Here is an 11,938-nt window from a genome sequence, read left to right as displayed (position 1 = left end):
TTATGAAGAAGTTCTTGATTCTGCTTCTTGCGGTGTCCCTGACTACACCGGTGACGGAAGCGCAAACTGTTTTGCCAAAAGATGCCCCCAAATTAAAACTCAGCGATCCGTTGCCAGGAAATTTATTTGTCGAGCTTGCCAAGGCCGTCAACCCCGCCGTCGTCAACATCTCGACGACAGCTCTTCCAAAGAACATGCCCGGGCGCCGTGACCCGATGTTGGATATGCTTGAACAGCTTTATGGCTTTCGCATGCAACAACCTCAGCAGCAACAGCGCCCCCAACAAATGGGCTTGGGCACCGGCTTTATCATTCGTGAGGACGGTCTGATCATCACCAACAACCACGTGATTGCTGGTGCGGATGTGATCAATGTGCAACTGAATGAAAAATCTAAAGACGTCTATGAAGCGACCCTGATCGGCAGTGACGAAAGAACGGACATTGCTTTAATCAAAATCACTCCCAAAGCGGGGGAAAAACTTCCTTATGCGGTTCTGGGTTCTTCGAAAGATCTTGAGGTCGGTGAATGGGTCGCAGCCTTCGGGAATCCCTTTGGCCACGGCCACTCGATGACAAAAGGGATTGTCTCGTCCAAAGGACGTGACATCACTGAGATCAATAAAATTCCTTTAATTCAAACTGACGCCAGCATCAATCCCGGAAACTCCGGTGGCCCCTTGGTAAACACCAAAGGCCAAGTGATCGGTGTTAACTCAGCCATCGATGCGCGAGCACAAGGCATCGGCTTCGCGATTCCTATTGACGAGGTCAAAGCAATTTTGCCAATTCTTGAATCCAAAGGGAGGATTGCCCGAGGTTACATCGGAGCGGCTTTGGGCGACCTGGATCCCGATGCTGCTGAGTACCTGGGTCTTGGCGATGTTCGTGGTGCCGTCATCACGAACATGGACCCGAAAGGACCTGCTTTCAAATCGGGAATGAAAACTTACGATATCGTGACCGAGTTTAATGGAAAAACCATCCGCAACTCTTTGGATTTGATGGATGCCGTGGCGGACTCGCCGATTGGAAAACCTGCGAAAGCCAAAGTGATTCGTAATAACAAAGAGGTTTCTTTGAGCGTGAGTGTCGCGGAACGAACCGAAGACAAACGCATCGTGAAAGCTCAGGCGAAAAGCTATGTGGGTCAAAAAGCGCCTTTCAATCTGGGTTTCTCGGTCATGGACCCGACGCCGGAGCTCAGAACCGAATGGGGGCTTCCTTCAGATATGAAGCAGCCAGTGATCATTGAAACTGAACGCTCAAGCGCTGCTTCCCGCGGAGGCCTGCGGGTTGGGGATGTCGTTCTTGATGTGAACAAAAAGCCCGTCGACAACTCAAAGGACGTGCTTAAGCATCTTAAAAAAGGCGAAAATACCTTAAGAATCGCCCGCAACACCCGCATTCAAATCATCAACATCACCGCCAACTAAAAGGCACCTGCTTAAAAGGCCCACTTTCACGGTGGGCTTTTTATTTTCCATGCGTCAATACACATACGTAATATGGGATTTCCTTGGTTACATGCTATACAAATGGGCACTTTGTCTCAGATCAAGACAAAGAGGTCCGGGGATGTAGAAAACCTGTAAAATTCCTCGACCTAGGTCTTTAGTTTTTTTCGCACCTACCGAGAAGAATAACGGACCATAGTATGGCTCCAAAGTTTGCAACGAGAACGACACCACGAAAGGGACACGGCATGAAAGTCACCGAGGTCAAAGTATTTCCAGTCAATGAGGACCGCCTAAAGGCTTATGTGTCCATCACGCTCGACAATTGTTTCGTTGTTCGCGACCTGAAAGTCATTCAGGGCACGAGCGGGCTGTTTGTAGCTATGCCCAGTAAGAAACGCAAAGACGGTCAGTTCCGTGATATCGCGCATCCCTTAAATCAAGAGACACGCACGATGATCGAAGACCTGATCTTCGAAGCTTATGAAAAAGAATTAAAATCCATGGGAGAAACCCTGGTAAATCTAAAACGCCAAAAGGCGCCTAACAGCGACTACGGCGACGATTACTAAGGATCGAAGTTCCCTGCTCACTCGCCGACTTGCCTTCAAATGTGGAGAAGACAAGGGAGGCGGCTTCAGAAAAACCCATGGAACCTTTAAAGCCCGTCGATCCCGACGGGCTTTTTTTTAAAAAGGTGCCAGGGGACTTTTGGTTGACGCATTGAATCTTTTCTTGCTTTTGAGCCCCAAAATCCGTAATTTAGCGTTTCTATAAGACTTCTTGCTGGGGTATCGACAAGTTGGTAAGTCAACAGATTTTGATTCTGTCATTCGCAGGTTCGAGTCCTGCTACCCCATCCAAATAAAACAACCGCCCTTCTGGCGGTTTTTTTATTTGTGCTGTCTGCACTCCGACTGCGTCGGAGTAGGTTCTGAAGTTTCCCGTCTTCGATCTCTGTTTTGGGTTTTGTCGTTTTCTGCCGCCGGCAGAAAACTCCGACTCTGCGGTTCTACGACTCTAGAGCTCCACTTACCCATTTTAAAGATGAGGGTCTTGTGCGAATCCTTGGCCTATGTCATCCTGGATCGACTATGTCACTGATACAAGGAATAACAGAGTTCACGAACGAACTACAAAAAAGACATATCCAGTTTGGCATTATCGGTGGGATGGCGGTGTTTGCCTATGGTGGCGAAAGAACCACCTTCGACATTGATTTTTTAATTCATGGCCAGCATAAAAACGCACTCAAAGAAATTGCTCATGATCTAAGTTTGAAAGTAGTCAACGAAAACGCGGAGGTTCTGCAGCTTTCGGGACACGCACAAATTGATATTATTTTCGCGAACCGCCCAAAGTCCCAAGAAATGCTAGAGCATCTTAGAACTATTGATGGATTCCCTTATCAGGTTGTCAGTCCTGAAGATTTAATCGGATTAAAAATCCAAGCTTTTGCTGGAGATCGGTCAAGAGAGTTCACAGACAAGGGAGATATTCTAACAATTCTAAGAAATGTCCCCGATGTTAACTTTAGTAAAATTAAAGAATATGCGGATATATTTAATGTATGGAACGAAATACTGGACATAAAAAACAGACTTTAACATTTGCTGCTTATTGCGGGCTTATTGAGGAGCTTCTTCGACTAACCCAGCGTCGTATTCCTCCCCGCAAACCCATTTCTCCAAAAAGTTTCAAACTCTAATCGTGGCAAAACCAATCCGCGCACCAAAGCCCTTAAAAGTCGGCGACACCATCGGAGTATTCACCCCCTCCAGTCCGGGCTACTCTTGGAATGAAGGACTCTTTGTTAACGGCATAAAAAATCTTGAGCGCGTTGGTTTTAAAGTCAAACTGGGCTCCCTCACGCATGCTCGCAAGTCTCAAGGTTATCGCTCTGGTACGCCCGAAGAGCGAGCACAAGAGTTTATGTCCTTAATCGAGGATCCTGAGGTTCAAGGGCTCGTATCAACTATTGGCGGAAACAACTCTTCCAGTTTGATTCCCTTTTTGGATTTCGAAAAAATACGTGAACACCGCAAAGTCATTTGTGGTTTTAGCGATGTCACCTCTTTGCATCTAGCCATCATGAAGTTCTCTGGGCTGCGAACAGTCTACGGCCCCAGCGTTATGTGCTGGTTTGGAGAGTGGCCCGACGGAGTTCCGGAAAGCACACAGTGGTTTCTGGATGCAGTCACTCTGCCAAACAAAGGATTTCGCAAAATCAATCCTCCACAGAGATGGAGTAATCACAAAAGGGATTGGTCTAATGGCGATTGGAAAAATCTGCCCCGCCATTGGCAGAACAATGAGGGCTGGAAAGTGCTTCATCCTGGCGTTGCTAGCGGAGAAATCTTAGCCTTGAACCTGAACACCCTTATGTCTGCTGCGGGAACACCTTACTGGCCTGACTTCCAAGATAAAATCTTACTTATCGAAGACATGGACGCCCCTTTAAGTCGTACCGAGCGTCACCTTCAGCAGCTAAAGTTCATCGGTGTATTTGAGAAAATAAAAGGTCTGATTATTGGAAAACCAGAGTTTTATAATCAAGAAGGCGCTTCGTTTACCTATGAAGATTTGTTTAAAGAGATTCTTGGACCTCGACCTTATCCCGTCATTTCCAATTTTGACTGCAGCCATACGGTTCCAATGATCTCCATTACGCAGTTATCGCCAGTTGAAATATCCGCTTTTGATATAACTGAAGTCGAATTCTCAATTTGTAGTGATTTGTAGTTTAGGCGGCAGCTACCAAAGCATAGTCATATCTTTTCACAAATGAACGAAACTTGCATAATCAATAAACCGGCCCCCCACTTTCAGATCTTCAAGACGCTTCATTTAATAAAGTTAATACTTGCTCGCTCCGTACAGTTGATTTGCCTTGCTGGTCGCCAGGCTCAGATCCACTGCAGGGCTTCGCCCCGCAGAATTACGGGACGAACACGCACCGAAACCCGATGTCCGTGTTCGGGATCGACGGCGCAAAGAACAGATTGACTGCAAATACGCCCACGTACGCGCCGTTGCTCCAGTTACCACCACGAAGGACGGCCCCGTTGGACGTACCATAGGCTTGTCCAATACCCTGATTAGACTTCAAGTTTCCATCTGCCGGACCAAATAGGCCTTTATTCGTTACTGACAATCCGAAGATCTCCTGCCAAGCTGCGCTGATTGCCGGATTCACACCGAGGTCCGCGTAATTGTCGCGAGTCCACTCCCAGACATTTCCTGAGAAATCCCAGATCTCTTTTCCATTTGTAAGGGTGTGAGTTCTTCGATAAAGATGCGTTCCCGTTGAACTACAAGCATTCGCACCCGTGTTGTAAAGACATGCAGGACCCGTGCTTGAAGCTACGGCACTATTTGTCCAGCCATCGTAGGCACCAGCACTGTCAGGATAAGCTCCACTGTTAGCTGCCCAGCCTCTAGCAAGCTTTCCGTTTCCGACGGCACCACCTGACCAATTGGACGGAACTTGCTCGATGTTTCTGGCGATCGTTTGCCATTGGTTATTTGAAATCAAATCGTACTTACCACCTAAATTGGTACATTGTGTTCTTGAGTCATCCCTATTGATGCTGACCCAAGGATTTCCTGCAGGTTCTGATTTGGCACCAGAATTACTTTTCATTTCATACTGAGCCACGCAGAAGTCTTGCGTCGTGTATCCCGCTAAAGCTGGAACTAAAATATAGTTCGTTGGACATGGATCATCAATCGTTGTCCAAGCGGCTGAGGCAATGTCACCGATATTGCCAAGGGCGTCCTCGGCACGAACTTCCACTGTGTAGTTCGTATTAAATGTCAAACTGAGTCCACTGATATCTGCCCCGCTGACATGATCAGCCCAAGCCTTGACGATGCTGCTATCTGAAGTTTTCTTGATTTGCACTTGGTGTTTAGCGATAGCACTTCCACCCACATCTGTCGCTGCGGTGTAAGTGATCGTTGGAGAGTTTGTGAAATTATTCGGTACAGAACCGAGTACCAACGATGTTGGCGCATTGGGACCTGTGTTATCAACCAAGTAACTTGCAGATGGGCCTGCTGCGGGTGCAGCATCCCCGGTTGTAGAGTTCGCAGTTCCTGGTGCAATCGTGATATAAACAGAACCTGTTCCCGTACAACCATTCACCGTCACTGTGCGGGTTGTTCCGCCACCAGCAACTCCCGTCACCGAGCATCCTGCGGTGGCTGTTCCGGCAATGGTCACATGGGCGGGAGTTAAGTTAATTGTGCCGGTATCCACCCCTGAACCGTAAGTCACATCAAAAGTGACAGGGCCGGATTTAACAATGGCACTGCTCGGCGCACCAAGAATCAAAGAAGCTATCACACCTTGAGATATTTGAGTCCAGTCCGTGCCGTTACAATATTCCATTTTCTTTTTGGTAGAGTTGTAGCGCAACGACCCTTCCGTTGTTCCGTTACAAGCGGCGCTGGAGTTTGCTACTTTGATTCGGTCGGCACTAACCACACCTGAAGCAGTCATATTTGTTGAGGCTAAATCCGCGCTGGTCGTGATATTTCCTGATGCCGTGATTGTATTGAAAATGGCATTATCAATAAAGGTCTTCACGCCTTTTATTGACTGCGCAACTTGATTAATAATTCCATCCGTCGTGCCACTTGCCACCGGTAACTTGCCGCTGCTGATCGTTCCTGAGATCTTTGCGTCTGTCACCGCGCCATTTTCAATATGACCTGTTTTAATAATATCCGTCGCTAAATCCGTTGAGGCAAGTGGTGCGCAGGAATACGTCGCAAGGGTTGATTTCACCACACCCACACAAGGAGAAAGCACCAAGGGTTCTGCAACACCGGTCGCACCTGTCATCACTAAACCGTTCGCAATAAAGCTCGGTGTGTGACTGGCGATTTGTTCACTGGAAAGGACCCCGGTCATTTGATTCCAACCCAAGCTAGGAATATCGCTTGCGGTTAAAGCCCTAAAACCCGGCACAGCAGCTCCACCACTGGATGGCCCTGCAAAGACGACGTTCGCATTTTGATTGGTAAAAGTTGCACTGACTTTACCGTTGGCCGTGATGTCAGCACCATTTGTAAATACACTTGCAGGCAAATTGATTCCTACTTGAGTCAGTCCACCACCGCCAGCTGCTGTTTCCCAACTGACATTCGTGCCATCAGTTTTCAGATATTTCCCACCATTTCCAGTTTGAGTCGGCAATAAAGAATTCACGCCACCAGCAATACTGTTGGCTGTGGTCGCTGTGGCGGCGTTCCCGGTGATGTTGACACCCAGGTTATTCCCCGCACCATTGGTATTTCCCAACAACGAATTCAGTTTGGTGTAGTTGTTCAATATCGCATCTAAGTTCGTATATCTTTCAAAGATACTTTCGACATTATCTTGAGTTACACCTTTGGCATTGTTGACATTCACAAAGTCCGTATCGGTCTTACTGTTCAACATTTCAGAATTCACGGCAAAGGCCACCGCACGCATATTGAAATCCGCGACAACATCATCACCTTGAATATTCAAACGAACCCGTAATACCCGGCGATCGACGTTGGAAGGAATATATGTCTGGTTACTAGCGACGACATTATTATGAATATCAACGCATTTGAGCCCTGTTCTTTGTTTCCTATTATCCATCACTTCAGGAATCGACAAAACCGGTGAGGGATTTTTCCCCAAGGGAGTGGTGGCACTCGCGTCCCCGATGACCAAATTCAAATATCCGTTAGAGACATTTTTGCTGGAATGCTCTTCTTCCCTGAGAACACATTTCGTCACAGGGTCTAAAATCTGCAAAGTCACCGTCAAACCGATGGCGCTGGGGTAAGTCCCATCAGGCTTTTTAATCACCGCCTGAAAGTTAATACCTTTATGTTGAGCCCTTACAAAGCCCGGCAATGAAAACATGAGTAACGCAAGTATGCACATGAATGCCTTACTCATAAAAGACTCCTTCAAGCTGCCATTGATTGCCATTTAAACTTTTTGTTTTTTCTGAGATTTCGCCGAAGACGGCTTTGACTTCATAGCCGGGCTTGCCACCATAGGTGGTTACGACCTCACCGTAAATGAAATCAGGCTCTTTGCGTTCTTGAATTTCAAATTCTGGATTGAGCAAACGCACATTGGTAATTTGCGCCTCCAGAGAACACGCAGAAAGACCCAAGGTAACCAAGATATAAAGAAAAAAAATTTGTTTTTTATTATTTAAAGCGAAGCTATGGCTTGAGTTGATGATCCGCTGACTATAGGTTACTAAACAACTCAGCGTTGTCAGCAAGTTTGCTTCGCTCATTTAATTCACTCCAACTTTTTCTTTCTGTCAAACTCTTCGGCGATTTAAGTAAACAACTTTAAAACTACACATAAGATCTCGCATTTCTCAATTTGGCTGACTCAGACTGAGACTCATTCATTGGGAAAATAGGGTACCTCGACGATGACCCCTAAATCCATATCGTCCTGTTACAGACACAACCAAAGTTCGGATAGCATCAATTGTCTTTCCCTTTCGGCCCAATACTTTTGCAATGTTGTGTCTTCCACAAGATATCGAGAATATCGTGGTTCGCTCACCGTGAATCACTGAAATTTTAATATCCTTAGAGTCTTCGACCATCATCTTTAAAAAGTCCTCGATCCTTTGCTTCAGATCTTCACTTACTTGCTCTTTACTTGAAACATCGGAAATGCGCGAAGTGGGATTCGCACCAAGCCTTGTTCTTCTGATGACATTCCTTACTGGCTGTGCAGGAACCCAGTTTTTCTTGCGACAACTTGAATCAACCAAAGGACTTCGTCGAGGAAATGCAGCTCAAATCGAAGATGCTTCATCTCAGCTGCGCACGGACTCTATATTACAAGATGGACATAGCGGCAGATATGATATTAACTTAAATTATAACACACCTCATGAGGACAAATGAAAAAGGCGCAGCTTGGTATTTTCCTTTTTATATTGGCTCTTGGAGCAATCATCTTACAGGAAAGATCTTGGCAACAAACTCTCGAGCCACTTTCCACCGACATCAAACCTATTGAACGAAATGACATGTTAGACGCCGCCGATATTCAAGTGGGCCGGGAAATCTCGCACAACTGCACCGCTTGTCACAGCTTCAGCAAAGACGGTCCGAATAAAACAGGCCCCAACCTGTTTGGTATTGTCGGAGCCAAAATCGCTAGAAGAAAAGATTTTGAATATTCCGATGCGCTCATGGCTTTAAGAGGAAAAACTTGGAGCATCGCTGAACTTGATCATTGGCTTAAAGAACCTGATATTTACGTCCCAGGCACTAAGATGAGTTCCGGGGGTATCGCGGACCCTCAAGACCGTATGGACCTTATCGCCTATCTTATGACTCTTAAATAAGATCCATGTCCTTTAAGAAAACTAATTTTCCATGCCTTTCAATTTTGGATATGAAAGCACACGTACATTATTTGCTATGTAGCCATCCGAGCTACTATCCAAAACCAGATTGTACACTGTGATAGGAGCTTGGTGACTATCGATTTTTTCAACAGTCATAAAGAGACCGTCAGCACCCATGATTTTATCCCCAATACGGATATCACTCGCCATCACCGCACGACCACTCGCCAAGACTATTTTGTGCTTCGGAGTGATGCGAAGATCATTGATTTTAATGATCTCCTGTTTTTTCGTCACGGCCGTGGCTATCACTTTAGCCTTTTTCAAGATGCTATTACGGGTGTTTTTACCGTCGAAGGCCATGACCATTTCTCCGGCTTTGATTTTGGCAATCGCTTTTTGTGTTCCGTCCGCCATGGTAATTTTCGTGTCAGCGGACAAGCAGAAGACGTGACCACCCGAGGAGTTTTCCGATGGGCACTCAGCCGCTTTTTTATTAAAGCAGGCCGCAGAGAAATAACATTTTGAAGCGGCAAATCTCGGATTTACTAAAACCTCGCCGTCAACGGCCTCATTGGTAAAGTTCACTCTTTTATCATCAGGATCTGTCGCACCCGAGCAAGAGCCGCACGAGTTAAGTGTGCCATTTTCAAGTTGGCAATAGCGCATGGCTGTAATCATTTTAGTCTGATTACAGGCTGGTCTTTTCGTAAGGTCACCGCAGCTTAACATCCCCGTCCATGTTTCAGTGCCCTGAACAGCATTACCCGCAGCGGCCACCTCTCCGCTTTTTGCAGCCAAGGCGTTTTTCTGATAAGAGGCACTACATCTTCTGATTTTCACTCCACCGGTTTTTCCATCGGCAGCGGCCGCGACAAATGACTGAAACTCGGCCTCGGTGTTCGTTGGAATAAAGACCTTTTGTTCATCCGTCACCGGATAAGATATCACCGCGCAAGGAGCCGAGTCGCCACTAATAATAAGATCGTATGGCATCTTCACAAAAGACATGGTTCCGGGCTCCATCAAAATTCCCGTTCCTTTTGAGGTGTCCACATTTCCCGTGGCTGCATCGATACCTAAATACTCACCTGCGGTGGGCGCATTTTCAGTACTCAATACCGGTCCGGAGACACGTTTCCCTTTTGCATCAAACACCGGCTTTTTAGACCCGTCATAGTTGGCTTTTATGATCGCAGGAAGTCCAACCAAACTTTTTGAGCGGTCATTATAAATAGCAATGGGATTGCGGGAATCTTTGAAAGAAAGAAACCCGTTACGAGACCCATCTCCACCGATATCAACATCGCTGCCGGTTCCAGGAACGGGCTTCGACTTATCCGGTTTTCCATTCTCTCCAATGTCGTACAATCGAGCCGTATCAAACTCGATATGATTTTCGTCATGAGGATCTTCATCAGGACTATACAAATTCACAAAAGTATAAACTTTTCCCGCAGGATCATTTGCCTGGTATTGAAGATATTGGATGCATGGCATGTCCGGTTTGCTACCAGTACCGGACTGTGTTACGGGAACGGATGTTCTTTCTTGAATATCACAGTAGTCGTCCGCCCGCTGAATCATTAAAACCGGGTTTTCGTTGATGTATTTTCCTTTTAGGTAAAGGCTTGCTCCGCCTGCTGTTCTTCTGTCTTTGATATTTTCCAGATATTGATCGGCAGTCAGAACCGCCCAACTTTTTACGTAGCCTGACCACTTAATAGGATAATCGTTGTAGTTAAAAGAATTCCCCTTCGCATCTGAGAAGGCCGTCTGCGGTCCCACCCAGTAAACCGGCAAATTACAACCTGCATTTCCGGTAGGATCGCAAATACCACCATATCCTCCTGTTAAGCCCATAACAGGACACGTATCAAAAGTTTCAACGAGACCGCCCGCTGATACTTTGTTGTAACCGGAATCATAAGGAGCCCCAGGGCGATACAAACTCAAATCAAAGAAATTAGAGGGATCAATAATAATGAAGTTTGATAAATCGGCTTTGGGATCTGTGTTGGTGAAAATATAACTTTTAATCCTTGCAAGATTTGGATCCGGAGCCGCGTGTACGGTGACCACAGGATATCCTGGGACCGCGTCATCAAGAGAGGTCGCAAGCCCAGGCCGATGAGACGTGATGGGAGTATAGTTATAAGTCTTGCAGGATTCCGTGATAAGAGCTTTAACACTGCACTCACATTTGGAAACCGGCGTAACCGCTCTGGCAGTACAACTTTCTTCAGTTGTTGGACTGTTCACGCAGGATGATTTGTCTTTGACAGTTAAAATAGGATTCGCCCAACGAGTACATTCCGACTGTTGCGTACCTTGATCAATGTAATCACCGGAAGGCGGAGTTGGTGAGTTTTTTACCGGCTCACCTTTTCCGGTAATTCTCTGAACGCGATAATAGGTCGAGGGAATCTGCGCCCCTTTTCCACCAAGGTCATTCACTTCCTCAGTCGAATATACATGTGTGACCGGATACATATAGCCAGGGTTTTCCCCGGGTACCATCGATGCACCTGTTGAGTCGTCAATGCAACCATGCATATCGCGGATATTATTACAGCCATTGGTGACTTGCTGCTGACATCCATGAGGTTGGCCATTGTCTGAAGAGCGTTCATCGTTGGCTCTTCTGTCCCATAGAGGAAGATGAATCATCGTTCTTAAACTGGGATTCGCATAAGCGTCTTCATCCGGCATTTTATTCAGTTTTCCGATACAGACATTCGTACGTGTATAATCCGAGTTGTTCCTATAGGACCAATTCGGAACTTTTTTAGACATACAGTTCAAAACGGAATTCTTAATATCAAATTTAATACCATTAGCTACGAGCCTCACGCCGGCGGGGCTCAAAACACTATTGATGACATCTCTAAATGGGACGCGTCCCGTTTGATCCAAGCTTGTATTAATTCGCGACGTACAAAACTCTCCCTGAGGGCAATCCACAAATCCCCTAATAGATGTTGGAGCCCCGGGATCAACCAGACCATCGGCAAATGAGTTCATATGAAGAGTACCCCAAGAATCCTGCCAATCAAAATTGGTGGCTCCAGCACCTCTGCTTGGATAATTTCGCGGAGTCGCCGA

9 protein-coding genes and 1 tRNA gene are annotated in these 11,938 nt (G+C 46.4%); 6 read left to right on the top strand and 4 right to left on the bottom strand.

Annotated elements, in window-relative coordinates:
- Window positions 1-2: 2 nt before the first annotated feature.
- From OM95_RS08985 to OM95_RS08965, 5 genes are all read left to right on the top strand, one after another.
- Entirely contained in the window at window positions 3-1,436 is a 1,434-nt protein-coding gene (locus OM95_RS08985; protein ID WP_041872824.1) for a trypsin-like peptidase domain-containing protein, read from the top strand.
- A 269-nt stretch (window positions 1,437-1,705) separates the two neighbouring features.
- On the top strand, window positions 1,706-2,029 hold the full coding sequence (gene spoVG, locus OM95_RS08980; RefSeq protein ID WP_041872822.1) for a septation regulator SpoVG: 324 nt from the start codon (window positions 1,706-1,708) through the stop codon (window positions 2,027-2,029).
- Window positions 2,030-2,244: 215 nt separating this feature from the next.
- Window positions 2,245-2,320, top strand: a tRNA-Gln gene (locus OM95_RS08975).
- Window positions 2,321-2,551: 231 nt separating this feature from the next.
- On the top strand, window positions 2,552-3,064 hold the full coding sequence (locus OM95_RS08970) for a nucleotidyl transferase AbiEii/AbiGii toxin family protein (RefSeq protein ID WP_291515959.1): 513 nt from the start codon (window positions 2,552-2,554) through the stop codon (window positions 3,062-3,064).
- A gap of 103 nt (window positions 3,065-3,167) precedes the next feature.
- Window positions 3,168-4,199: a S66 peptidase family protein gene (locus OM95_RS08965; protein ID WP_291515957.1), complete on the top strand. Its 1,032-nt coding sequence runs from the start codon at window positions 3,168-3,170 to the stop codon at window positions 4,197-4,199.
- 196 nt (window positions 4,200-4,395) lie between these two features.
- Here the strand turns inward: OM95_RS08965 and OM95_RS08960 are convergent, their stop codons facing one another.
- From OM95_RS08960 to OM95_RS17530, 3 genes are all read right to left on the bottom strand, one after another.
- Window positions 4,396-7,401 carry an SUMF1/EgtB/PvdO family nonheme iron enzyme gene (locus tag OM95_RS08960; protein WP_291515955.1) on the bottom strand — a complete coding sequence of 1,002 codons (3,006 nt, stop codon included), beginning with the start codon at window positions 7,399-7,401 and terminating at the stop codon, window positions 4,396-4,398.
- Window positions 7,394-7,753: a hypothetical protein gene (locus OM95_RS08955; RefSeq protein WP_041872816.1), complete on the bottom strand. Its 360-nt coding sequence runs from the start codon at window positions 7,751-7,753 to the stop codon at window positions 7,394-7,396. The genes OM95_RS08960 and OM95_RS08955 overlap by 8 nt, the downstream gene beginning before the upstream one ends.
- A gap of 117 nt (window positions 7,754-7,870) precedes the next feature.
- Window positions 7,871-8,248: a KH domain-containing protein gene (locus tag OM95_RS17530; protein WP_363228112.1), complete on the bottom strand. Its 378-nt coding sequence runs from the start codon at window positions 8,246-8,248 to the stop codon at window positions 7,871-7,873.
- 132 nt (window positions 8,249-8,380) lie between these two features.
- On the opposite strand from OM95_RS17530, the gene OM95_RS08945 reads away from it, so the two are divergent.
- Complete coding sequence (locus OM95_RS08945) at window positions 8,381-8,830, top strand: c-type cytochrome (RefSeq protein WP_291515954.1); 450 nt, start codon at window positions 8,381-8,383, stop codon at window positions 8,828-8,830.
- Window positions 8,831-8,851: 21 nt separating this feature from the next.
- Here OM95_RS08945 and OM95_RS08940 read toward each other — a convergent pair whose 3' ends face one another.
- Window positions 8,852-11,857 (bottom strand): Hint domain-containing protein, encoded by a 3,006-nt coding sequence (locus OM95_RS08940; RefSeq protein ID WP_291515952.1) that lies wholly within the window; start codon window positions 11,855-11,857, stop codon window positions 8,852-8,854.
- Window positions 11,858-11,938 lie beyond the last annotated feature (81 nt).

The organism is Bdellovibrio sp. ArHS, assembly GCF_000786105.1.
In the GTDB taxonomy this organism is placed as follows: domain Bacteria; phylum Bdellovibrionota; class Bdellovibrionia; order Bdellovibrionales; family Bdellovibrionaceae; genus Bdellovibrio.
Note: the sequence above shows the minus strand (reverse complement) of the source record. Positions and strands in the feature narration are given on the sequence as shown.